Raw genomic sequence first — 22,403 nt, forward strand, 5'->3', positions numbered from 1 at the left:
TGGATTATTGCGTCTGGATTATTGCGTCGTGCCGGGCAGCCACAGCACCAGCTGCGGGAACGCGACAAGCAACGCCAGAACGATGATATGCGAGACCACATGCGGCGCGACGCCGCGAAAGATCTCGGAGAGCGGCCGCTCGGCATAGCGGGACACCACGAAGATGTTCATGCCCAGAGGCGGGGTGATCATGCCGACCTCGGCCGCGACCACGACCAGCACGCCGAACCAGACCGGATCGAAGCCGAGGCTGGTGATCGCGGGGACCATCACCGGCACGGTCAGGATCAGGATCGCCATCTGATCCATGAAGCAGCCCATGACCAGGTAGAAGGCGATGATCCCGGCCATCACCAGATAGGGCGAGACCTCGAGACCGGTGATCCAGTTCACGAAGTCGGGCGTGATCTGCCCCAGCGTGAGGACATAGCCGAAGATATGCGCCCCGATGATGATCATGAAGATCATGCAGGTCGCGCGGACGGCCCGGGCCAGGGCGCCCCAGGTCGTCTTCAGGGTGAGGGTGCGGAAGGCCGCGGCGATCAGGAAGGCGCCGAAGGCCCCGAGCCCGGCGGCCTCGGTCGGCGTCGCGATGCCGAGATAGATCGAGCCCGTCACGCAGAGCAGAAGCAGCAGCATCGGCCCGATGGCGCGCAGCGCCCGGAGCTTGTCGCGCATCGGCCAGGAACGCGCGGCCGGGGCGATCGAGGGATCGCGCGCCATCAGCACATAGATCGTCGCGATGATCGCCAGTGTCACGATGATCCCCGGGATCACGCCCCCGATCAGCAGCGACGCGATATTCACCTCGACGATGATGCCGTAGAGAACCAGCGCGATCGATGGCGGGATCAGCATGGCCAGCGTGCCCGAGACCGCGACCACGCCAGAGGCGAATTTCACGTCATATCCGGCCCGGCGCATCGCCGGGATCGAGGTCGAGGACAGCGCCGCGGCCGCCGCGGTCGACGAGCCCGAAATCGCCCCGAACCCGGCCCCGGCAAGGGCCGTGGCCACGGCCAGCCCGCCCGGCAGGCGGCCGACCCAGATGGTGATCGCCTTGAACATCCGGTCGGCGATGCCGCTGACGATCACGAATTCGGCCATCAGGATGAAAAGCGGGACCGCGATCAGCTCGAAACCGTTCGTGGTCGAAAGCGGCGTTGTCGAAAGCACCGACAGCGCACTGTCGAAACCGACGATGGTCATCAGCCCCACGAGGCCGGTGAAGGCCAGCGCAAAGCCAACCGGGACCCCCAGCAGCAGCAGGCCGAGAAGTCCGATGACGACAAGAAGCGAGGTCATTGCGCCGCCTCCCCGCTGACGCGGCCGAAGGCATTGCCAAGCGAGATCAGGATGCGGGCCGCGCAGACCAGAACCATCGCGGCCGAGCCCAGCGGCACCAGGGCATAGCTTGCCCAGGCCGGCCAGGGCACGATGCTGGCGATGACCTCGTCATTCGCGAAGCTTCCGGCGGCGCGCTCCCAGGCGACCCAGGTCAGCAGGCCGAAGATCCAGAGCCCGATCGCGCTGGACAGGACATCGGTCAGCTCCCTGAGCCGGCGCGGCAGGTTGAGCGTCAGCAGATCGACCGACAGATGTTCGGAGCGCCAGTAGGTCGGGCCGAATCCGAAGAAGAACACCGCGGGCGTCAGGTAGAGCACGACCAGATCATGCGCGAAGAAGATCGGCGTCCCGGCGCCGTAGCGCAGCGCGACATCGGCGACGATCAGAAGCGTCATGACCGCCAGCGCAAGGACCGCCACCGCGGTGAAGGCATGGTCGACGAAGGACATGGCCTTGCGGATCATCGGCCGGCTCCGGTCTCGTGGATCTGGCTCTTGATGGCCGCAACGACGCGCCCGAGCGCCGCCGCGATCTCCTCATAGCGGCCCTGCATCCGGTAGTTCGGCCCCGCGACCGACAGCCCGTATTTCTGCTCGGCGATATCGAGCAGCATGCCCACGGCCGAAACCTCGGGGGTGTACTCGCTTGCGTTCAGGAACCATCCGCGCGCGCGTCCCGAGACGATATCGTCGAACAGCGCGGCCTGATCGGTGATCGAGGCCTCGGCCGCCTCGGAATAGTCGAGGCGGTCGATCTCGCGGCGCAGCGCCGCATCATCGAGCGCGGCGAGAATCGCCTTGCCCGAGGATATTGCGTAGATCGGCCGGGTTTCCCCGGCCCGCGCCGAGTAGCGGACGCCTTTGCGGGATTCGAGCGCCTCGAGATAGATCACGCGGTCGTCCTCGCGGGCGGCCAGAAGAATCGTCTCGCCGGTCTCCTCGCGCAGCGCTTCCATGTGCTCGCGCACGAGGCCGAGCACCGGGTCGCCATCGAGGATCGACAGGGTCAGATCGTACATGCGGCGGGTCGGGTAGAAACCGCCGCGTTTGCGGACCTCGAACAGAAACCCGCGCTCCCGCAGGGTCGAGACGAGATTGCTCGTGCTCGACAGCGGCAGTTTCAGCGCCTCGGACAGTTCGGTCAGTGTGGTCGGCCTCTGCGAGGCCGCGAAATATTCGAAAAAACGCAGAACGTTGTCAGCCTGGCGTACGGCCATGCATCTCCTCCCAGATCCTCCCCGGCGCGCAGACAAGCCTCCCAAATCCGCGCCAAAACTTCCTGTGCAGGAAGTTTTATTCTTATATGTGAAGTATGTCGGCCGAATTTTTCCGGTCAAGAAAAAACTCCGCCGCCCTGCAGCATACCCCCTCCCGGCCGTCGCCAGGGGGGATCAGACATTTAAAATCAAAAACTTACGGTCGGATACCCGCTGAAAGGGCATCGCAACCTGCAGTATCGGGATAGATGTCGAAAGCAGCCTGCGGCTGCGACGGCCGGTTCACTCCGACCGGCCTTTCCATGACAGCAAACACCCCGACCTTGTCCCCGGGAGGCGCCTTTGCGGCCTTTCGGGGCAACTCCGCCATGGCGCGCGATCGGCCGATTCGGGAAGGATCATCGCGAAAGGGCCGCGGCCTGGCAGAGGTGCTTCCATCCGGAGCCGCCATCATGAACGGTCCGGGACATGCAGCCTCTGCGTCTATGATCGCCCAGCATGTCCAGCAGATCCGGGGGACGGATGGCCTGTCTCATCCCGATACCGCTGCGAATGCGTTTCGCCGCAACCGGGCGGCAACATCATGTGAGGCAACGATTTCAGGTAAGTGGTACCGCCTCCCCGGCTCGAACGGGGGACCCCCAGATCCACAATCTGGTGCTCTAACCTACTGAGCTAAGGCGGCACTGTGTGCGCGATTTAGCGCCCCCTCGCCGCGATTGCAAGACCCGTTCTCGACCGAAACCGACAGCTTTGCGGCCATGGCGTCGCGGCTGCCTCCAACGGCCATCGGCCCGCACCGCTCTTGCCAGAGCCCGGGCAACGCGCTACCCCGGCCCCCTCAGCATCCCGAGGGAAAACCACCATGGGCATCGACAAGCAAAGCGACTTCGCCGCCAATCTGCAGATCGGGCCGACCAGCCTCGGCATGGTGCGGATCTATATCGAGGGCGACGGGCTCGAGATCCCGATGGATTTCGACCCCGAAGAGGCCGAGGACATCGCCGAGGAACTGCGCGCCGCCGCGGCCCAGGCCCGGACACTCGCCGAGAAGAAGAAGGTCAAGGGCACCAAACCGAAGGGCTGAGTCCCGGATTGCGCAGCGCCTGCAGCCGCAAGGCGGCATGACGGGCAAAGCTGCGCGTCAGAACCTTCCGCCGCGCTGGCGCCAGACGCCGCTCGGTCGGCTCGCGCAGGATTTCCGCACCATAGCCATCCGCGAGGATCAGCCCGGTCTCGGGCGGCAGCAGGTCGGACGGAAAATCCGGCCCGACCGCCCAGAAGAAGCGGTCGCACCAGTCGAGATACCCGCTCCATTTGTGGTCCGAGGTGAAATCCGCCCGGCTCGACTTGCACTCGACCACCCAGATCTCGCCCGCCGCCCCCAGCGCCATCACATCGACCCTAAGCCCCGGCGCGGGCACGAATTCCTCGACAGAGGCAAAGCCCAGATCGCGCAGATGTCGGCAGACGCCGCGGGCCAGAAGCTGACCGGGCGCAAGCGATGGGGAAAGCGGCTGGGAAACCGGATCGGGCATGGGCGGACAATGATCGAGCGGCCCGCTCTCGACAAGACTTGTCGTCGGCGTCCCGACATCCTATCTCTGCCCGAGGCGGGGTCTGCCCTTCCCGTGCAGTGGCCGAATTCCGGTGGCCTTAAGCAAATCCGAGGGAGCTGGCTCTGTCCGGATCCTGGTCCGGTTACCTGGCGCCCACCTGTAGTAACAGGTCCTCGGGAATGAGATGCCTCCACGTTTGCGGTGGTCCCGCCCGTTTCCCTTCCGCCCGTCCAGTCACGGCCCGCCTCTGGCAGGACCGGGCGGCGGCGCGGCATAAAAAACGGCGGCCGAAGGGCCGCCGAGAGAATGCATCCGAAAACGAGGGAAACGCGAGGTCAGCGCCGCATCCGGCGCTCATCCTTCACCGGCACCGGGATCGGCACCAGAACATCGGCCAGACCGCGCACCGGCTCGGGGCGACGGCGGCCGCTGTCGGGATCATCGTCCCGGGCCATCGCCATCACCGCGATGCCGAACTGCACCCCGCCGAAGACGATGCCGTTGAACAGGAAAAGCAGCACGGCCGCGAGCCAGCCCCCCGACACATTGGTCACGAGGTGCCACAGATTGGCGACGTCGAAATACATGAGAAGGCCGACGAACACCCCCGACAAGGCGAACCCCATGGTGGCCTGGCGGATGTAAAGGGTCACGAGCTTTGGCATCGCTGTCTCCGTTCCTTGCTCCAATTAGGTAGCCATTCCCGGAAAGATTCCAAGAGGAAACTTGAAGCGTTCGTCGATCATCACGCCCCGGCGCAGCGTCCAGCCACTGGCTTCCGTAACGTCATCATGGGACCAGAGAGGTTAAGAGAGGGTTACCGAAACAGCGTCTCGGCCGAATCGGCCCCAGGCGCCGGAAAAATAAAAAGACGGACAGGGGATTACCGCCGAAACCGGAAACGACGCCAAGAAGCCGACCCCGAGGCGCTCAGAACGCCTCGGGCCGCGCCTCGCGGGCCATGTGATCGAGCACGGCATTCACGAATTTGGGCTCGCGCCCCTCGGGAAAGAATGCCTTGGCGACATCGACATATTCGGTGATCACCACCTTCGGCGGCGCCTTCGCCGCGACCATCTCGGCCCCGGCGGCGCGGAACAGCGCCCTCAACGTCGGGTCGATCCGGGCGATCGGCCATTTCGCCACCAGCGCACGGTCAGTCATCTGGTCGATTTTCGCCTGCCAACTGACCGCGCCTTCCAGCGTCGCGCGAAACAGCTCGACATCGCCCTCGGCCAGTTCTTCGCCATCCTCGTAGCCGACCCCGAAGCGCCAGGTCTCGAATTCGCGCCGCACGGTATCGACGTTCTGGCCCGACTGCTCCATCTGGAACAGCGCCTGCACCGCGTAAAGCCGGGCGGCGGACCGCATCTGGTTGCGGTTGGATTTGTGGGCCCCGGTCATGCGCGGTCGCTCCCCTCGGCGATCTGGATCCCGCCCGAAGGCCGGAAGCCGACGCCCTTGGTCTCGCCGCTCCAGCGCCGGGCCAGCGCGATCAGATGCAGCGCCGCAGCGGCCGCACCGCCGCCCTTGTCCATGTCGGCCGGATCGGCCCGGCGCAGCGCCTGGTCGCGGTCCTCGACCGTCAGGATGCCATTGCCGATCAGCGCGCCCTGCAGCCCCAAGAGCGTCAGCCCGCGCGAGCTGTCATTGCAGACGGTCTCGTAATGGGTGGTCTCGCCCCGGATCACGCAGCCCAGCGCGACATAGCCGTCATAGTTCGACAGCCGGTGCGCCAGCGCGATGGCGCTGGGGATCTCGAGCGCGCCGGGCATCTCGACCAGCTCATGCGCGACACCGGCGGCATCGAGCGTCGCGACCGCCCCGGCGATCAGCATGTCGGCAATGTCGCGGTAGAAGGGCGCGACGACGACCAGCAGCTTCGCAGGCCGGTCGAAGGCGGGCAGCTCCAGCGCGTGATGCGGATCCTGTTCGGCCATGGCTCAGCCCTCCATTGCGATGCTGCGGGTGCCCTCGATCGAGAGCCCGTACGCGTCGAGCCCCACCACGCGGGGCAGCGGCGAATTGGTCAGAAGCACCAGCCGGTGCAGGCCGAGCGCGGCCAGGATCTGGGCACCCAGCCCGTATTGGCGCAGGGTCTGCGGCGAGGCCGCACCGTCGAGGACAAGCTTCATCGTGGTGTCGCGCAGCAGCACGACGACGCCCCGGCCCTCGGCCGCGATCATCTCCATCGCGGTGGCAAGCTCGCCCGCCGGATGCGGACCGAGGCCCAGCACGTCCTGCAGCGGGTCGAGCGCATGCATGCGCACCAGCACCGGCGCCTCGGTCGAGATGTCGCCCTTGGTCAGCACCACATGTTCGGCGCCCTGGGTCTCGTCGGTGAAGATCCGCATCACCCAGTCGCCGCCATGGGCCGAGGTGACATGGCGCACGTCGCGCTCGTTCACCAGATTGTCGTGACGGCGGCGATAGGCGATCAGATCCGAGATGGTGCCGATCCGGAGATTGTGACGCTGGGCGAAGGCCACCAGATCGGGCAGCCGCGCCATGGTGCCATCCTCGTTCATGATCTCGCAGATCACGCCCGCGGGGTTGAGCCCGGCCAGCCGCGACACATCGACGGCGGCCTCGGTATGGCCCGCGCGGACCAGGACGCCCCCGTCGCGGGCGCGCAGCGGGAAGATATGGCCCGGCGTCGCGATATCGGCCGCGCCCTTGCCCGCGTCGATGGCGACGGCCACGGTGCGGGCCCGGTCATGGGCGGAAATGCCGGTGGTCACGCCCTCGCGCGCCTCGATCGAGGTGGTGAAGGCGGTCTCGTGCCGCGAGGAATTCTGCGAGGCCATCAGCGGCAGGCCCAGCGCATCGATCCGCTCGCCGGTCAGCGTCAGGCAGATCAGGCCCCGTCCATGGGTCGCCATGAAATTGATCGCCTCGGGCGTGGCCATCTGGGCCGGTATCACCAGATCGCCCTCGTTCTCGCGATCCTCGTGATCGACCAGGATGAACATGCGCCCGTTGCGCGCATCCTCGATGATTTCCTCGATCGGGGAAATCGCGTCCTGATAATTTGGCTCGCCGATATCGTGCATGTCGTCCACCTGTTCCGAGGCCCGCCTATTAGCGCGCTCGGGAAAGATTGGAAAGAACCCGCAGTGCCGGTTCGTCCGAAATCGCGGACCGCCCCCGCCAGGAAGCCCCGCCCGGCCCGATCATCCCGGCCCGTTCACCGGCCCCGGGTCATGTCCGTCGGCCGGGAGCCACACCGGGCTCAGGCCGCGTCATACTCCCTGAGCCGCGCGACATAGCGTGCCATCGTATCGATCTCGAGGTTGATCCGGTCGCCGACCCGCACCAGCCCCCAGGTGGTGGCCTCCTTGGTATGCGGGATGAAGTTTATCCCGAAGCGCGGACCATCGACCTCGTTCACGGTCAACGAGGTGCCGTTCAGCGCGACCGAGCCCTTGGGCGCGATGAAACGCGCCAGCGCCTCGGGCGCCTCGAAGGTCATCCGGGTGCTGTCGCCCTCCTCGGCCATGGCCACGATCTCGGCCACCCCGTCGACATGGCCCGAGACGATATGACCGCCAAGCTCGTCGCCCACCTTGAGCGCGCGTTCTAGATTGATCCGCCCCCACTCGGCCCAGCCCGCGATATTGGTCTTCGAGACGGTCTCGGCCGAGATCGAGACGTCGAACCAGGCGCCATCCCCGGACGTGCCGCGGTCGGTCACGGTCAGGCAGACGCCATTGCAGGCGATCGAGGCGCCGATATCGATGCTTTCGGCGGCATAGGCGCAGCCGATCCGGGCGGTCAGATCGCCCTTCATCGTCAGCGCGCGAACGGTTCCGATATCGGTGATGATGCCGGTGAACATGGTCGGGCTCCTTGCGGCACGGGTTCGGATCCGACCTACCGCCTGCAGCCGCGCGGAGCAAGCGGCACACGTCAAACAGGCAACACCCCGCGCCTTGACGATGCCGCCGCAACCGCCCCATGCCGCGACCGCGCCGGTTTGCGATGCGGTTTCCACGGCGGCGGCGGCCCGCCCCGTCCGGGCAGCATACGACCCTGCCCTGCCGGATTTCGCGGAACGTCCCCTGCCTTCGGCCCAGCCCCGTGCGCCAGATTGTTGCAGCCTGCCAACGGTCTTCTGTCCCACAAGGCCGCGCCAAAACCGAAGATCCGGCGTAGGCGCCACGGCAACACCTCCGGGCGATCAGTCGCGCATGACACTCGCCCGAGTGGTTTTTCGCACCGGCTTTGTCTAGCCTCCGCTGGAAGTGCGCATGTCAATCGCCAGAGGCAAGAACAAGGGACAGCTACGTGAAGACGCTACTAGCCCGCGGGGCACGCGCCCTCGTTCTTTTCGGAATGCTCGCCGCAACGGCCGCCTGCGGCCTGCCGCGCCCAGGGCCGAGCAAGCCCGAAATCTTCGACGGATCGAGCCTGCGCGACGGCGACGCCTTCATCGTCGAGGTGAATGACCGGGTGAACCGGACAACCGCCGTGGTGCCAGAGAGCGGCTTTCCCCCCGCCTTCCTCAATGCCGCCCCGATCGGCTCGGACACGATCCGCGCGGGCGACACGCTGGGCCTGACCGTGTTCGAGAATGTCGATGACGGGCTGCTCGCGCCAAGTGAAAGCAATGCCGCGACGCTGACCCAGCTGCAGGTCGACAGCACGGGCTTCATCTTCATCCCCTATGCCGGGCGCATCCGGGCCGCGGGCAGCACGCCCGAGGGCTTGCGCAAGAAGATCACCGAAAAGCTCGACGTCCAGACCCCCGACCCGCAGGTGATGGTGACGCGGCTGGCCGGCGACGGCGCCACGGTCGCGGTCTCGGGCGGCGTCGGCAAGCAGGGCGTGTTCCCGATCGAACGGCCGAACCGGACGCTCTCGGGCATGCTGGCCACCGCCGGCGGCATCGTGATCCCGCCCGAGATCGCCCGGATCACCGTGATCCGGGGCAAGACCCGCGGCCAGATATGGTTCGAGGATCTCTATGACGACCCGACGCTCGACATCGCACTGCGCAATGGCGACCGCATCCTCATCGAGGAGGATACCCGCGACTTTACCGCGCTCGGCGCGACCGGCAGGCAGCGCAACGTGCGTTTCATCACCCAGAGCATGTCGGCGGTCGAGGCACTGGCCCAGGTCGGCGGCCTCAACTCGGCCCTGGCCGACCCGACCGGTATCTTCGTGCTGCGCAACGAACCCGAGGAGATCGCCCGCCAGGTGCTGGGCCGCGACGATCTGACCGGCGAACAGCGCGTCGCCTATGTGCTGAACCTGACCGAACCCGCGGGGCTGTTCCTTGCCCGCGACTTCGCGATCCGCGACGGCGACACCGTCTATGTCACCGAGGCGCCCTATGTCCGCTGGGTCAAGCTGCTGAGCGTGATCACCGGCACCGCAGGCGCCGCCCGCAACGTCTCGGCCTCGGTCGACAACTGAGGTCGCGGCCATCGGCCGCGCGTTCGCCAAGCGGACATTTCCGTCGGAAAGAAGATTCGCTCAGCCCCGGCTCCAGACATGGAGCAGATCGGGGCCGAGCGGGCGGGTCTCGGTCAGCGCAAAGCGCGGCGCCTCGGCCAGATGCGCAAGCTCCAGCGGCCCGATCGACGGCCGCCCTTCCGCGCCCAGCGCAAGCCCGGCGGTAAACCCGATCAGCTCGTCGACAAACCCGGCCCCGAGCAGCGCCGCGGCAAGACTGCCGCCGCCCTCGCAGAACACCCGGGTCAGCCCCGCCGCACCGAGCGCCGACAGCAGCGCCGCCGGATCGAGCCCCCCTCCGGCACCGGTCGCGACCTCGATCAGGCGGGCGCCGCGTGCCTGCCAGGCAGACCGGCGCGCCGGATCGGCACCGGCCCCGTGACAAAGCCAGAGCGGGGCGTCCCCGACGCTGGCCGCCAGCGCGCCGGTTTCGGGCAGATCGAGCCCGGACGCGCAAATCACCCGGACCGGTTGATGCGCGATACCGAGCCCGCGCACGGTCAGCACCGGGTCGTCGGCACGCGCCGTGCCGCCGCCCACCATCACCGCGTCATGGGCGGCGCGCAGCGCATGGACATGGCGCCGCGCTGCGGGCCCGGTGATCCAGCGGCTTTCGCCCGAGGCGGTGGCGATCCGGCCGTCGAAGGAAGTTGCAAGCTTGAGCGTGACCATCGGTCGCCCGGTGCAGCGGTTGAGCAGGAAGCCGCGATGATCGCGCGTCGCGGCCCCGGCCAGAACCCCGGTCTCGACCGCGATCCCGGCCCCGCGCAGCAAGGCATGGCCACGGCCCGCGACCCGCGGATCGGGATCTTCGAGCGCGGTCACGACCCGCGCGACGCCCGCCGCGATCAGCGCCTCGGCGCAGGGTGGCGTCTTGCCGTGATGAGAGCAGGGTTCGAGCGTCACATAGGCGGTGGCATCCCGGGCCTGCCCGCCTGCCTGGGCCAGCGCCTGCGGCTCGGCATGGGGCCGTCCGCCCGGCGCGGTCCAGCCCCGCCCGACGATCCGGCCCTCGCGCACCAGCACGCAACCGACCGCGGGGTTTGGCCATGTCCGCCCCTTGCCGCGCGCGCCAAGCGCGAGCGCCAGCGCCATGAACCGGGCATCGGCCTCGGCGCTCACTCGTCCGGTGCGGCGGATGGCCTCAGTTCGCTCACGAACTTGTCGAAATCGCCGGCTTCCTGGAAGTTCTTGTAGACGCTGGCGAAGCGCACATAGGCCACGGTGTCGATCCGGGCCAGCGCCTCCATCACGATCTCGCCGATCACCTTCGAGACGATGTCGGTCTCGCCCATGCTTTCAAGCCGGCGCACGATGCCCGACACCATCTGGTCGACGCGATCCGGGTCGACCGGGCGTTTCTGAAGCGCGATGCGGATCGAGCGTTCCAGCTTGTCGCGGTCGAAATCCTCGCGGCGACCGCTGGACTTGATGACCACGAGATCGCGCAGCTGCACGCGTTCATAGGTGGTGAAGCGCCCGCCGCAAGCCGGGCAGAAACGGCGGCGCCGGATCGCGACATGATCCTCGGCGGGCCGGGAATCCTTCACCTGAGTGTCGATATTTCCGCAGAACGGGCAGCGCATGAGCTCTCTCTCGGGCACGACGTAAACTTATCCACAGGCACTATAGGGGAGCCGCTAGAGTTTGGGTAGAGGCCAATTCACGCCCTATATCTTGAGAGCACCGGTCGCGGCCCGGGGCAGGCTAGAGAACGCGAAACAGCTTGTCGCGCGCCGTCTGCCCGCGCACCAGTTCCAGCCGCGACTTCGGAACGCCCACCGCCTTCGACAAGAGTTTCGTCACCGCCGCATTGGCCTTGCCGTCCTCGGGCACCACGGTGACATAGACCCGGATCTGGCCCCCTTCGGCAACGATCCGGGCGCGCGAGGCCTTCGGTGTCACCCGTACCGCGATTTCGGTGCCGGGCACCGCCAGATGGGTCAGATCGGTCATGCCGCCTTGCTGCCGCGACCGCCCGCGGCCGTCAAGCCGGACTTGACCCCCCTGCCCGCACCGCCGACATAAAGAGCGCAAAGAAGGAGCTGGCCCATGCCCGACCCCCGCCCCGAGGTTCTCGATTTCCTGCTGACCCGCCGCTCGCGCCCGGCCAAGACGCTGGCCGCCCCGGCGCCGGACCGCGAGATGCTGACCCGGATCCTGACCGCCGCGGCGCGCAGCCCCGATCACGGCAAGCTGGAACCCTGGCGCTTCATCGTGCTGGAAAAGCCCGCGCTGACGCGGCTTGCAGAGCTGGTCCGCGCGCAGGGCCCGGCGCTGGGCCAGCCGCCCGAAGCGGTCGAGAAGGCGGCCTCGGCCTATGCGAACAGCCCGCTCGCCGTGGTGGTGGTGGCCTCGCCGAAAGCCTCGCCCAAGGTGCCCGAAATCGAACAGCTGCTGTCGGCGGGCGCGGTCTGCCTCGGGCTTCTGAACGCGGCCTCGGCCGCGGGCTGGGGCGCCAACTGGCTGACCGGCTGGCCCGCGCATGAGCGCGCCGTGCTGCCCGAGGCGCTGGGGCTAAGAGAGGCCGAGACCATCGCGGCCATCATCCATATCGGCACCGAGACCGTGGCACCGCCGGAGCGGCCGCGCCCCGACATCGCCGCGATCACGGAATGGGTGGCCGAATGATCCTCACCGCCTTTCTCAAGACGCTCGGCCAGATCGGCGACCGGGCCTTCCGCCGGGTGCTGCTGCTTGGCATCGGGCTGTCCGTCCTGCTGCTGGCCGCGATCTATGCGGTGATCTTCTTCCTGATCGGCTGGCTCGTGCCCGACACCTTGACCCTGCCCTGGATCGGCGAGATCCATTGGGTCGACAATATCCTGTCCGGCGCCTCCTTCCTGCTGATGATCGTGATGTCGGTCTTTCTGATGGTGCCGGTGGCCTCGGCCTTTACCGGCATCTTTCTCGACGACGTCGCCGAGGCGGTCGAGGCGCGCCACTATCCCGACCTGCCGCCCGCAACGCCGATCCCGCTCCTCGACCAGATCCGCGACAGCATCGGTTTTCTCGGCGTCGTGCTGGGGGTCAACCTGGTGGCGCTGGTGCTTTACTTCTTCGTCGGACCGGTCGCGCCCTTCCTGTTCTGGGCGGTGAACGGCTTCCTGCTCGGGCGCGAATATTTCCAGATGGCGGCGATGCGACGGCTCGGGCGCCAGGGCGCGCGCGATCTGCGTCGCCGGCATGGTGCGACGATCTTTCTCGCCGGCCTGCTGATGGCGGTGCCGCTGAGCTTGCCGCTGGTCAACCTGGTGATCCCGATCCTCGGCGCGGCGGTCTTCACCCATCTGGTGAACCGGCTGATCGAAGCCCGCCGCGCCCCGGCCTGACCGGCGGCAGACGGGGCCGGCCCCGCCCCGGTCCCGGCAATGGCCGTTGCGACGCGCCCCGGTGATTGGTAATGCCGTCTTACCAAAGCGAGAGAACGCCATGCCCGTCATCACCACGATCGAAGACCTGCACCGGATCTACCGGCGCCGCGTGCCCAAGATGTTCTACGACTACTGCGAGACGGGCAGCTGGACCGAACAGACCTTCCGCGACAATTGCTCGGATTTCGCGAAGATCCGGCTGCGGCAGCGGGTGGCGGTCGACATGGAGGGCCGCTCGACCGCGACGCGGATGATCGGGCAGGATGTGGCGATGCCGGTGGCGCTGGCGCCGGTCGGCATGACCGGGATGCAGGCCGCCGATGGCGAGATCAAGGCCGCCCGCGCCGCCGAGAAATTCGGCGTGCCCTTCACCCTGTCGACCATGTCGATCTGTTCCATCGAGGATGTCGCGGCCCATACCGAAAAGCCGTTCTGGTTCCAGCTTTACGTGATGCGCGACCAGGACTACCTCACCAACCTGATCCAGCGCGCCAAGGCAGCGAATTGCTCGGCGCTGGTGCTGACGCTCGATCTGCAGATCCTCGGCCAGCGCCACAAGGACATCAAGAACGGCCTGTCCGCCCCGCCCAAGATGACCATCCCGACCATGGCCAACCTCGCCACCAAATGGGGCTGGGGGCTCGAGATGCTGCAGACGAAACGCCGCTTCTTCGGCAACATCATCGGCCATGCCAAGGGCGTCACCGATGCCTCGTCGCTGGTCGACTGGACCGCCAGCAATTTCGACCCCCGGCTCGACTGGTCGCAGGTGAAGAAGCTGAAGGAGGACTGGGGCGGCAAGCTGATCCTCAAGGGCATTCTCGACGCCGAGGACGCGCGCCGCGCGCTCGATGTCGGGGCCGATGCGATCATCGTGTCGAACCATGGCGGGCGGCAGCTTGACGGCGCGCTCAGCTCGATCCGAGCCCTGCCCTCGATCCTGCGCGCGGTCGGCGACCAGATCGAGGTCCATGTCGATGGCGGCATCCGTTCGGGGCAGGACGTGTTGAAGGCCGTCGCGCTGGGAGCGACCGGCACCTATATCGGCCGCGCCTTCGTCTACGGTCTGGGGGCGATGGGCGAGGCGGGGGTGACCCGTGCGCTCGAGGTGATCCACAAGGAACTCGACACCACCATGGCGCTGTGCGGGCGCAAGAGCATCGACGGGCTCGACCGCGACATCCTGCTGGTGCCGAAGGATTTCGAGGGCGACTGGGCCTGAACGGCCCATTTTTCCCTTCCCAACAGGCCGCCGCTCGGCTATGGGCACGGCTTCATCGGGCATACACCCTTGGAGGATGCCCATAACCTTAGGAGAATTGACCAATGGCTGGTGAGATCCCTGATCTTAACGCCACGGTACGGACGGGGACAGGCAAGGGGGCCGCTCGTCAAGCACGCCGTGATCACCTCGTCCCCGGTATCGTCTATGGCGGCGGCGCCGAACCGCTTCCGATCAACATCAAGTATAACGAGCTGCTGAAGCGCCTGAAGGCGGGCCGCTTCCTCTCGACGCTGTTCAACCTGAAGGTTGACGGCCAGGAAGACGTGCGGGTGATCTGCCGCGGCGTGCAGCGCGACGTGGTGAAAGACCTTCCGACCCATGTCGACCTGATGCGGCTGCGCCGCACCTCGCGGATCAACCTCTTCATCCCGGTCGAGTTCGTGGGCGAAGAGACGTCCCCGGGCCTCAAGCGCGGCGGCGTTCTGACCGTTGTCCGCCCCGAGGTCGAACTGGTGGTCACCGCCGGCGACATCCCGGAAAAACTGACGGTCGACGTCTCGGCGCTGAATGTCGGCGACATCGTCCACATCTCGGACATCACGCTGCCTCAGGGCACGACGCCGACCATCACCGGCCGCGACTTCGTGATCGCCAACATCTCGGCGCCCTCGGGCCTGCGTTCGGCGGATAACGAAGAAGAAGAGGAAGCAGGCGAAGAATAATCGCCCGGCCCTTCGACAGATCCGAACGGGGCCCGGCGGGCCCCGTTTTCATGTGTGCTCAGCGCAGCATCGCCTCCACTTCACGCCACAGAATATCCGGATCGATCGACCCGAAGACCCCCGGCAGCCGCATGCAGAAGCGATGCATCTCGGTCGCCCCGGCACTGCCCGCAGGGGTCGAGACACCGTCGGGCCACCAGGCCGCCGCCAGGGCTTCCTGGCTGTCGGCATCGATCCGCGGGCGCAGATAGCGCCGTTCGAACGCGTCGACCCAGCCCAGTTGCAGCCAGAGCGTCTGGCGGTCGGAGGACCAGGTGCCCGGCCCCACCAGCCGGTCGAGCCTGCGCCAATGCTGAGAGATCAGATCGCGCGCCCAGGAGGTGCAGAGAATGCCCGCCCGCAGCCGCGCCGTCGCCACCTCGTCGGACAGATCGCCGGGCTCTGCCTCCCAGTCGCCCGCCACCGCCGCCGCCAGCCCCGGATCGACCGGCGGGGCCGCCGAGCCGCCCCGGGCCGGACCATTCGAAAGACCGAGAACCACGATCAGCAATACCGCCAGCCCGAGCGGCGTCGGAAACGAAGACAGGACCGGATAGCGCATGGGGCGTGCCTCGCCGTTTGGATCTGTCCCGCCTGGGGGACATGCCAAAGAGGGTGGCAGCCGGGCCTTGCCAAAGGGTTTCCAGCCGCTCGCCACCGCAACGCACGGTCCTGGCAGGCCCGCGGCAACGCCGGGGCACGCCATTGAGAATATAAGTTATTTTACGGAACAGCGCCGCGACGGAAGATTATGTTCCGGTATCGTTCCGGGTCTCGGCAGCGGCTCAGGCCAGCGACTGCACCGATTCGAAAACCTCCAGCTCCGGCGGTTCCAGATACATGTCGGACGGGCCTTTCGCCCCCTTATGCGCGGCACGGAATGCCTCGGAACGGGTCCAGGCGGTGAAAGCCGCCTCGCTCTCCCAGAAGGTATGCGAAGCGTAAAGCCGGTAGGTCTCGCCTGCGGGCCCCTTCAGCAGATGAAAGCCGACAAAGCCCGGCACCGTCTTCAGATGGCTGTCGCGGTTCTTCCAGACCGCCTCGAACGCCTCCTCCGAGCCCGGCTTCACCTTGAAACGGTTCATCGTCAGATACATGGTCGCCTCCTCGTTCCTGATCAGGCCGGTTCTGGCCTTTTGCCGCAGTTCAGGGCATCAAGGGAGAAAGAGCAAGCGGCAGGAGATCACGAATGCGTCTCTTCGTGGGCCTCGGGAACCCGGGCGCGCAATATGCGGGGAACCGGCACAATATCGGCTTCATGGCGGTCGAGCGGATTGCCTGCGACCATCATTTCCCGCCCTGGCGGGCCAAGTTCAAGGGCCAGACCGCCGAGGGCCGTCTGGGCTCCGAAAAGGTGATCCTGCTGAAGCCCGAGACCTACATGAACCTGTCGGGCGACGCGGTGCAGGCGGCGGTGCAGTTCTACAAGCTCACCCCCGGCGATGTGACCGTCTTCCATGACGAGCTGGACCTCGCCCCGGGCAAATGCCGGCTCAAGTCGGGCGGAGGCCATGCGGGCCATAACGGGCTGCGCTCGATCCACCAGCATCTGGGACCGGATTACGAGAGGGTGCGGCTGGGCATCGGCCATCCGGGCCACAAGGATCGGGTTTCGGGTTACGTGCTGTCGGATTTCGCCAAGGCCGACCGCGACTGGCTGGACGATCTGCTGCGCGGCATCTCGGATGGCGCCGCCGATCTGGCGCGGGGCGACGGTGCGCGGTTCCTGAACGCGGTGGCGCTTCGGGTGGCCCCGCCCCGGAACGGCGCGACGGCAACCGGCCCCGCGTCCCCGAAAGCCCCGGTAGGCTCTACTGTGCCGCGCCCAAGCCAGGCCGAGGCGGCCACAGAGGACAGCCGCACGCCGCTGCAAAAACTCGCCGACCGGTTTCGCTAGGACGGGCCGGCAGAAAAGAGGGACCACCATGACCGATACGAAGGCGCCTTCGGTGAACGTGCTCGGCGGGCCGCTCGCGCCTTGCTCGACCACACCGCTGACCGGGTTTTTCCGCAATGGCCGGTGCGACACCTGTCGTGAAGACAGCGGAAGCCATACCGTCTGCGCGGTGATGACGGCCGAATTCCTGGCCTATTCCAAATATGTCGGCAACGACCTGACGACCCCGCGCCCCGAATTCGGCTTTGTCGGGCTGAAACCGGGCGACCACTGGTGCCTGTGTGCCGCGCGGTTCCTGCAGGCCCATGACGAGGGCTGCGCGCCCAAGGTCCGGCTTGCCGCCACCCATCGCGACGCGCTGGAGGTGGTGCCCCTGGACGTGCTGCGGCACCATGCCGATGAGGCCTGAGGCTCAGGCCTCGCCCATGTCGAAGCCGAGATGCCGGGCCACGGCAAAGATATCCTTGTCGCCCCGGCCGCACATGTTCATGCAGATCAGATGATCGGCCGGCAGCTCGGGGGCGATCTTCATCACATGGGCCAGCGCATGGCTGGGTTCCAGCGCGGGGATGATGCCCTCGGTCTCGCAGGACAGCTGGAACGCGGCCAGCGCCTCGCGATCGGTGATCGAGACATATTCGGCCCGCCCCGTGTCATGCAGCCAGGCATGTTCCGGCCCGATGCCCGGATAATCGAGCCCGGCCGAGATCGAATGACCCTCGAGGATCTGCCCGTCCTCGTCCTGCAGAAGATAGGTGCGGTTGCCATGCAGCACACCCGGACGTCCGCCGGTCAGCGAGGCGCAATGCTCCATCTTCTGATCGACCCCATGACCGCCGGCCTCGACGCCGATGATCCGCACCTCCTTGTCGTCGAGGAACGGGTAGAACAGCCCCATCGCGTTCGAGCCGCCGCCGATGGCCGCGATGAGGGTGTCGGGCAGACGGCCCTCGGCCTCGAGCATCTGGGCCTTGGCCTCGGTGCCGATGATCGACTGGAAGTCGCGCACCATGGCCGGATAGGGATGCGGCCCGGCCACGGTGCCGATGCAGTAGAAGGTGTCGCGGACATTGGTCACCCAATCGCGCAGCGCGTCGTTCATCGCATCCTTCAGCGTGCCGCGGCCCGAGGTGACGGGCACCACCTCGGCGCCCAAGAGGCGCATGCGGAAAACGTTGGGCTTTTGCCGCTCGACATCCGTCGCCCCCATGTAGACCACGCATTTCAGGCCGAACTTGGCGCAGACCGTCGCGGTCGCGACGCCATGCTGACCGGCGCCGGTCTCGGCGATGATCCGGGTCTTGCCCATGCGGCGTGCCAGAATGATCTGGCCCAGCACGTTGTTGATCTTGTGGGCGCCGGTATGGTTCAGTTCGTCGCGCTTGAAATAGACCTTGGCCCCGCCCAGCCGCTCGGTCAGCCGCTCGGCGAAATACAAGGGCGAGGGACGGCCGACATAATGCTTCCACAGGAAGTCCATCTCGGCCCAGAAGCTGTCATCGGTCTTGGCGTGTTCGTATTGCGCCTCGAGCTCCAGGATCAGCGGCATCAGCGTCTCCGAGACGAAACGGCCGCCAAAGATGCCGAACCGGCCGTTCTCGTCGGGGCCGGTCTTGAAGGAATTCAGGATATCATCGGGCATGAGAGCCTCCCGCGCGGGTCAGTCGCCCTTGCCTACTGGCGCGGAAGGCCCGCGGCAAGGGGTCAGCGCGGGTTTGCGGTTTCCCGGCAGAAGATCTGTGTCGCGGCCCCGTAACAGACCCCGTAGCTGCGCCCGCCCAGCGACACGTCGGCCTGCGAGAAAAGCACCTTGTCGGCATAGTCGAGCGAGATCATCGAGCCGATCAGCTCGGCGCATTGGGCGCGGCCGAGCTTGCAGGTCGCCAGCAGCACGGCGCTGGCCGGGTTGTCCTCGGCCTCGGGATCGGCGCGGTCGATCCGGTCGAGCAGACGCGCCTCGAGCGCGGCCTCGAAAGCCGCCTCGGTCGGCTTGGTGAAGGCCAGCGCCAGCCCGGCAACGGCCAGAAGCGCGATCAGTCCCAGAAGTCCTCTCATGGTCTCTCCCTGCCGCCCGCAGCGGCGATGAACCGCCCCATCAGGGCCTCGTCCTTGACCCCGGGCGCGCGCTCGACGCCCGAGGACACATCGACCTGGCGCGCGCCGGTCAGCGCGATGGCCTCGGCCACATTGGCAGGCGTCAGACCGCCCGCCAGCATCCACGGAACCGGCCAGCGCCGCCCGGCGATCAGCCGCCAGTCGAAGGCCAGCCCGTTGCCGCCCGGCAGTGCGGCCTCCGCGGGCGGCTTGGCATCGACGAGGATCTGGTCGGCCACCCGGGCATAATCGATCAGGGCGGGCAGATCGGCCTCGGTCGCGACGCCCACCGCCTTCATCACCGGCAGCCCGAACCGGGCGCGGATCCCGGCCACGCGTTCGGGGCTTTCCCGCCCGTGCAGCTGCAACATGTCGATCGGCACGAGATCGAGCAGCGCATCCAGCGCGGCATCGTCGGCATCGACCGTCAGCGCCACCTTGGCAAGACCGGGCGGCGCGGCGAAGGCAAGCCCGCGCGCCGTCTCGGGATCGATGTGGCGGGGCGATCCGGGGAAGAAGACGAACCCCAGATAGGACGCACCGAGCCGCGCCGCGGCATCGACCGCGGCGGGCGAGGTGAGCCCGCAGATCTTGACCCGGATCGCGTCCGACATCGGCCGCCCCCTACCGGGTGCTTCCGTTCTGCTCGATCAGGGCCAGCACCTCGTCATGGCCGTCATTGCGGCGCTTGTCGGCCTTCAGGCGGTCAAGCTCGCGCTGCATCCGCGCAGCCTCGCGCCGCTGGCGCGACGCCACGCTGCGATGCTTGCTTTCGCGCAGCCATTCCCAGAAGAACCCGACCAGCAGGCCCAACAGCATGCCGCCGAAGCCGACGACGTAAAGCGGAACCTCGGCCGTGACCTGGAAACCGGAATAGGTCGCCAGGTCGTTCGGCAAGAGCGTCACCGAGACCGGGCCGAGATTGGCGGTCGCCACGACCACGAGGCAGATGGCGAGCAGAACGAGAAACAGGTAGCGGATCAGGCGCATCGCGAGACTCGATTGTTATTTGCCGTTAAGCCGATCACGTAGCAGCTTGCCGGTCTTGAAGAAAGGCACGCATTTCTCGTCAACCTCGACAGACTCGCCGGTGCGCGGATTTCGCCCGACCCGCGAGTCGCGTTTCTTGACCGAGAACGCCCCGAAACCGCGAAGTTCCACCCGGTCCCCCCGCGCCATTGCCGAGATGACTTCTTCAAAGATGGTATTCACAATTCGCTCGACGTCCCGCTGATAAAGATGCGGGTTCTCTTCTGCAATTTTCTGGATCAATTCCGAACGGATCATCTGATATCTGTCCCTGTTCTAGGCCGTCGCCGATTATGCGCAGCTGAGGCTTGCGGACTATAGCCTCGAAACCGGTGGCTGCGAAACAGAAACCCATTGAAAAGACGCGTGAAAGCGCCTGAATCAAGCTGCAGCCGCAACTTGGGGACGAGCAATCCTGAATTGACTTTGGGGAAAGGGGTTGGGCCGCGGGGCGGATGCGCGACTCAGCGGCTTCGATTCGCAAAAAAGGAACGGCCCCGCAGAGCCTGCGGGGCCGTTCCATATCGGTTGGGGCGACCGTCTTAGCGGTCTTCGCCTTTCAGCGCGGCGCCCAGGATGTCGCCCAGCGAGGCGCCCGAATCCGAGCTGCCATACTGTTCCACGGCTTCCTTCTCCTCGGCGATCTCGCGCGCCTTGATCGACAGGCCCAGACGACGGGTCTTGGTGTCGATATTGGTCACGCGCACGTCGATATGATCGCCGACCTGGAAGCGCTCGGGGCGCTGTTCGGAGCGTTCACGCGACAGATCCGAGCGGCGGATGAAGGATTTCATGCCTTCGTATTCCACCTCGATGCCGCCATCCTCGATCGCGGTCACCGCGACGGTGATGATCGAGCCGCGTTTCACGCCGCCCACGGCTTCGGCAAAGGGGTCGCCGTCGAGCGACTTGACCGAAAGCGAGATGCGCTCCTTGTCGGTGTCCACTTCGGTGACCACGGCACGGACCACGTCGCCCTTGCGGTATTGCTGGATCGCCTCTTCGCCACGCTGATCCCAGCTGAGATCCGAGAGGTGCACCATGCCGTCGATGTCGTTGTCGAGACCGATGAACAGACCGAATTCGGTGATGTTCTTGACCTCGCCCTCGACCTCGGTCCCCACCGGATGGGTTTCCGAGAAGACTTCCCAGGGGTTGCGCATGGTCTGTTTCAGGCCCAGCGACACGCGGCGCTTGGCGGTGTCGATCTCCAGCACCATGACGTCGACTTCCTGGCTGGTCGAGACGATCTTGCCGGGATGCACGTTCTTCTTGGTCCAGGACATTTCCGAGACGTGAACCAACCCCTCGACACCCGGCTCCAGCTCGACGAAGGCGCCGTAATCGGTGATGTTGGTCACGCGGCCCTTGTGGACGGTGCCCAGCGGGAACTTGGCTTCCACGGTATCCCACGGGTCGGCCTGCAGCTGTTTCATGCCGAGGCTGATACGGTGGGTTTCCTTGTTGATCTTGATGACCTGAACCTTGACGGTCTCGCCGATCGACAGGATTTCCGATGGATGGTTGACGCGGCGCCAGGCCATGTCGGTGACGTGCAGCAGGCCGTCGACACCGCCCAGATCCACGAAGGCGCCGTATTCGGTGATGTTCTTGACCACACCGTCGACCGCATCGCCCTCGTTGAGTTTCGAGATGATCTCGGCGCGCTGTTCGGCGCGGGACTCTTCGAGGATGGCACGGCGCGACACCACGATATTGCCGCGGCGGCGATCCATCTTGAGGATCTGGAAGGGCTGTTTCAGACCCATCAGCGGGCCGGCATCGCGCACCGGGCGCACATCGACCTGGCTGCCGGGCAGGAACGCGACGGCACCGCCCAGATCGACGGTGAAGCCGCCCTTGACGCGACCGAAGATGGCGCCTTCGACGCGCTGGTCGTCGGCATAGGCTTTTTCCAGACGGTCCCAGGCTTCTTCGCGGCGGGCCTTGTCACGGCTGATGACGGCTTCGCCCCGGGCGTTTTCGACACGATCCAGGTAAACCTCGACCTCGTCGCCGACGGTGACTTCGGGGGATTCGCCCGGATTGGAGAATTCCTTCAGATCGACGCGGCCTTCCATCTTGTAGCCGACGTCGATGATGGCCTGACCCGCCTCGATGGCGATGATCTTGCCGCGGACAACGCTGCCTTCGGACGGCGTGTCGATTTCGAAGCTTTCGTTGAGGAGGGCTTCGAAGTCCTCCATGGATGCGCTTTGAGCCATGTGGTCTCAGGTTTCCTTTTACGATCTGTTTTCTGGCCGGGCGGTTGTCTCCGCCGGTCTTGGATTGGTCAGTGCGGGCGTCGTTCGGTATAACAAAGAGGGCCGGAGAACATATCCGACCCCTGCTCGCCTTCGTCACCGGCATTTTCGCCTTTTCGACCCGCGCTAATTATAGTGTTTTGGCCCGCCCCGCAAGGGGGGCAGACCCTGCCCGGG

General features: G+C 66.4%; 28 protein-coding genes and 1 tRNA gene. 8 read left to right on the forward strand and 21 right to left on the reverse strand.

All coding sequences use genetic code 11. From position 1 onward, the window contains the following. Positions 1–18: 18 nt before the first annotated feature. The 4 genes from A6W98_RS16745 to A6W98_RS16760 form a co-directional block, all read right to left on the reverse strand. Positions 19–1,305, reverse strand: coding sequence for a TRAP transporter large permease (locus tag A6W98_RS16745; protein WP_042463443.1), 1,287 nt, complete (start codon positions 1,303–1,305; stop codon positions 19–21). Beyond that, positions 1,302–1,811 (reverse strand): TRAP transporter small permease, encoded by a 510-nt coding sequence (locus A6W98_RS16750; RefSeq protein WP_042463445.1) that lies wholly within the window; start codon positions 1,809–1,811, stop codon positions 1,302–1,304. The genes A6W98_RS16745 and A6W98_RS16750 overlap by 4 nt, the downstream gene beginning before the upstream one ends. Then, entirely contained in the window at positions 1,808–2,563 is a 756-nt protein-coding gene (locus tag A6W98_RS16755) for an IclR family transcriptional regulator (protein WP_042463448.1), read from the reverse strand. Before A6W98_RS16755 ends, A6W98_RS16750 begins: the two co-directional genes overlap by 4 nt. Before the next feature lie 608 nt (positions 2,564–3,171). Next, positions 3,172–3,248, reverse strand: a tRNA-His gene (locus tag A6W98_RS16760). Positions 3,249–3,428: 180 nt separating this feature from the next. Here A6W98_RS16760 and A6W98_RS16765 point away from each other — a divergent pair. Beyond that, positions 3,429–3,650, forward strand: a complete 222-nt coding sequence (locus tag A6W98_RS16765) for a DUF6324 family protein (RefSeq protein WP_042463449.1) — start codon at positions 3,429–3,431, stop codon at positions 3,648–3,650. On the opposite strand, the gene A6W98_RS16770 is transcribed toward A6W98_RS16765, so the two are convergent. The 6 genes from A6W98_RS16770 to A6W98_RS16795 all read right to left on the reverse strand — a co-directional run bounded on the left by A6W98_RS16770 (position 3,625) and on the right by A6W98_RS16795 (position 7,960). Next, positions 3,625–4,101, reverse strand: a complete 477-nt coding sequence (locus A6W98_RS16770) for an MmcB family DNA repair protein (RefSeq protein WP_042463451.1) — start codon at positions 4,099–4,101, stop codon at positions 3,625–3,627. The genes A6W98_RS16765 and A6W98_RS16770 overlap by 26 nt on opposite strands. A gap of 356 nt (positions 4,102–4,457) precedes the next feature. After that, a complete protein-coding gene (locus A6W98_RS16775; protein WP_042463454.1) occupies positions 4,458–4,787 on the reverse strand; it encodes a hypothetical protein in 330 nt (109 codons plus the stop codon). A 265-nt stretch (positions 4,788–5,052) separates the two neighbouring features. Beyond that, on the reverse strand, positions 5,053–5,526 hold the full coding sequence (gene nusB, locus A6W98_RS16780) for a transcription antitermination factor NusB (RefSeq protein WP_042463457.1): 474 nt from the start codon (positions 5,524–5,526) through the stop codon (positions 5,053–5,055). Further along, positions 5,523–6,062: a 6,7-dimethyl-8-ribityllumazine synthase gene (locus A6W98_RS16785; protein ID WP_042463459.1), complete on the reverse strand. Its 540-nt coding sequence runs from the start codon at positions 6,060–6,062 to the stop codon at positions 5,523–5,525. Before A6W98_RS16785 ends, nusB begins: the two co-directional genes overlap by 4 nt. Before the next feature lie 3 nt (positions 6,063–6,065). After that, positions 6,066–7,175 carry a 3,4-dihydroxy-2-butanone-4-phosphate synthase gene (gene ribB, locus A6W98_RS16790; protein ID WP_042463461.1) on the reverse strand — a complete coding sequence of 370 codons (1,110 nt, stop codon included), beginning with the start codon at positions 7,173–7,175 and terminating at the stop codon, positions 6,066–6,068. Between the two features lie 179 nt (positions 7,176–7,354). Next, positions 7,355–7,960 carry a riboflavin synthase gene (locus A6W98_RS16795; protein WP_042463465.1) on the reverse strand — a complete coding sequence of 202 codons (606 nt, stop codon included), beginning with the start codon at positions 7,958–7,960 and terminating at the stop codon, positions 7,355–7,357. A gap of 449 nt (positions 7,961–8,409) precedes the next feature. Here A6W98_RS16795 and A6W98_RS16800 point away from each other — a divergent pair, with 449 nt between their 5' ends. Continuing rightward, positions 8,410–9,543, forward strand: coding sequence for a polysaccharide biosynthesis/export family protein (locus A6W98_RS16800; RefSeq protein WP_411911817.1), 1,134 nt, complete (start codon positions 8,410–8,412; stop codon positions 9,541–9,543). A gap of 60 nt (positions 9,544–9,603) precedes the next feature. On the opposite strand, the gene ribD is transcribed toward A6W98_RS16800, so the two are convergent. The 3 genes from ribD to A6W98_RS16815 all read right to left on the reverse strand — a co-directional run bounded on the left by ribD (position 9,604) and on the right by A6W98_RS16815 (position 11,538). Further along, positions 9,604–10,704, reverse strand: a complete 1,101-nt coding sequence (gene ribD, locus A6W98_RS16805) for a bifunctional diaminohydroxyphosphoribosylaminopyrimidine deaminase/5-amino-6-(5-phosphoribosylamino)uracil reductase RibD (RefSeq protein WP_264580077.1) — start codon at positions 10,702–10,704, stop codon at positions 9,604–9,606. Further along, positions 10,701–11,168: a transcriptional regulator NrdR gene (nrdR, locus tag A6W98_RS16810; RefSeq protein ID WP_042463470.1), complete on the reverse strand. Its 468-nt coding sequence runs from the start codon at positions 11,166–11,168 to the stop codon at positions 10,701–10,703. Before nrdR ends, ribD begins: the two co-directional genes overlap by 4 nt. Positions 11,169–11,289: 121 nt before the next feature. Beyond that, positions 11,290–11,538: a DUF167 domain-containing protein gene (locus tag A6W98_RS16815; RefSeq protein ID WP_042463473.1), complete on the reverse strand. Its 249-nt coding sequence runs from the start codon at positions 11,536–11,538 to the stop codon at positions 11,290–11,292. Positions 11,539–11,634: 96 nt separating this feature from the next. Between A6W98_RS16815 and A6W98_RS16820 the strand changes: the two genes are divergently transcribed. From A6W98_RS16820 to A6W98_RS16835, 4 genes are all read left to right on the forward strand, one after another. Beyond that, positions 11,635–12,213, forward strand: a complete 579-nt coding sequence (locus A6W98_RS16820) for a nitroreductase family protein (protein WP_042463476.1) — start codon at positions 11,635–11,637, stop codon at positions 12,211–12,213. Then, positions 12,213–12,914, forward strand: a complete 702-nt coding sequence (locus A6W98_RS16825) for an EI24 domain-containing protein (protein ID WP_370501761.1) — start codon at positions 12,213–12,215, stop codon at positions 12,912–12,914. The genes A6W98_RS16820 and A6W98_RS16825 overlap by 1 nt, the downstream gene beginning before the upstream one ends. Positions 12,915–13,014: 100 nt before the next feature. Continuing rightward, positions 13,015–14,178, forward strand: a complete 1,164-nt coding sequence (locus A6W98_RS16830) for an alpha-hydroxy acid oxidase (RefSeq protein WP_042463481.1) — start codon at positions 13,015–13,017, stop codon at positions 14,176–14,178. A gap of 104 nt (positions 14,179–14,282) precedes the next feature. Further along, positions 14,283–14,903, forward strand: a complete 621-nt coding sequence (locus tag A6W98_RS16835; protein ID WP_042463484.1) for a 50S ribosomal protein L25/general stress protein Ctc — start codon at positions 14,283–14,285, stop codon at positions 14,901–14,903. A gap of 58 nt (positions 14,904–14,961) precedes the next feature. Here the strand turns inward: A6W98_RS16835 and A6W98_RS16840 are convergent, their stop codons facing one another. Both A6W98_RS16840 and hmuQ read right to left on the reverse strand, forming a co-directional pair. Beyond that, positions 14,962–15,504, reverse strand: coding sequence for a hypothetical protein (locus A6W98_RS16840; RefSeq protein ID WP_042463487.1), 543 nt, complete (start codon positions 15,502–15,504; stop codon positions 14,962–14,964). Between the two features lie 223 nt (positions 15,505–15,727). Then, positions 15,728–16,039, reverse strand: coding sequence for a heme-degrading protein HmuQ (hmuQ, locus tag A6W98_RS16845; protein WP_042463490.1), 312 nt, complete (start codon positions 16,037–16,039; stop codon positions 15,728–15,730). Positions 16,040–16,131: 92 nt separating this feature from the next. Between hmuQ and pth the strand changes: the two genes are divergently transcribed. Both pth and A6W98_RS16855 read left to right on the forward strand, forming a co-directional pair. Beyond that, positions 16,132–16,839: an aminoacyl-tRNA hydrolase gene (gene pth, locus A6W98_RS16850; RefSeq protein ID WP_042463493.1), complete on the forward strand. Its 708-nt coding sequence runs from the start codon at positions 16,132–16,134 to the stop codon at positions 16,837–16,839. A gap of 28 nt (positions 16,840–16,867) precedes the next feature. Beyond that, entirely contained in the window at positions 16,868–17,248 is a 381-nt protein-coding gene (locus A6W98_RS16855) for a DUF2237 family protein (RefSeq protein ID WP_042463496.1), read from the forward strand. 3 nt (positions 17,249–17,251) lie between these two features. Here the strand turns inward: A6W98_RS16855 and trpB are convergent, their stop codons facing one another. The 6 genes from trpB to rpsA all read right to left on the reverse strand — a co-directional run bounded on the left by trpB (position 17,252) and on the right by rpsA (position 22,187). Continuing rightward, positions 17,252–18,481, reverse strand: coding sequence for a tryptophan synthase subunit beta (trpB, locus tag A6W98_RS16860; RefSeq protein WP_042463499.1), 1,230 nt, complete (start codon positions 18,479–18,481; stop codon positions 17,252–17,254). Between the two features lie 62 nt (positions 18,482–18,543). Then, on the reverse strand, positions 18,544–18,894 hold the full coding sequence (locus tag A6W98_RS16865) for a hypothetical protein (protein ID WP_042463501.1): 351 nt from the start codon (positions 18,892–18,894) through the stop codon (positions 18,544–18,546). Then, positions 18,891–19,547, reverse strand: a complete 657-nt coding sequence (locus tag A6W98_RS16870; RefSeq protein ID WP_042463506.1) for a phosphoribosylanthranilate isomerase — start codon at positions 19,545–19,547, stop codon at positions 18,891–18,893. The genes A6W98_RS16865 and A6W98_RS16870 overlap by 4 nt, the downstream gene beginning before the upstream one ends. A gap of 10 nt (positions 19,548–19,557) precedes the next feature. After that, complete coding sequence (locus A6W98_RS16875; protein WP_042463509.1) at positions 19,558–19,923, reverse strand: lipopolysaccharide assembly protein LapA domain-containing protein; 366 nt, start codon at positions 19,921–19,923, stop codon at positions 19,558–19,560. Positions 19,924–19,938: 15 nt separating this feature from the next. After that, positions 19,939–20,220 carry an integration host factor subunit beta gene (gene ihfB, locus A6W98_RS16880; RefSeq protein WP_042463510.1) on the reverse strand — a complete coding sequence of 94 codons (282 nt, stop codon included), beginning with the start codon at positions 20,218–20,220 and terminating at the stop codon, positions 19,939–19,941. 284 nt (positions 20,221–20,504) lie between these two features. Continuing rightward, positions 20,505–22,187 (reverse strand): 30S ribosomal protein S1, encoded by a 1,683-nt coding sequence (gene rpsA / locus A6W98_RS16885; protein ID WP_042463513.1) that lies wholly within the window; start codon positions 22,185–22,187, stop codon positions 20,505–20,507. Positions 22,188–22,403: the final 216 nt, after the last annotated feature.

Source organism: Rhodovulum sulfidophilum DSM 1374, from assembly GCF_001633165.1.
GTDB classification, from domain to species: Bacteria; Pseudomonadota; Alphaproteobacteria; order Rhodobacterales; family Rhodobacteraceae; genus Rhodovulum; species Rhodovulum sulfidophilum.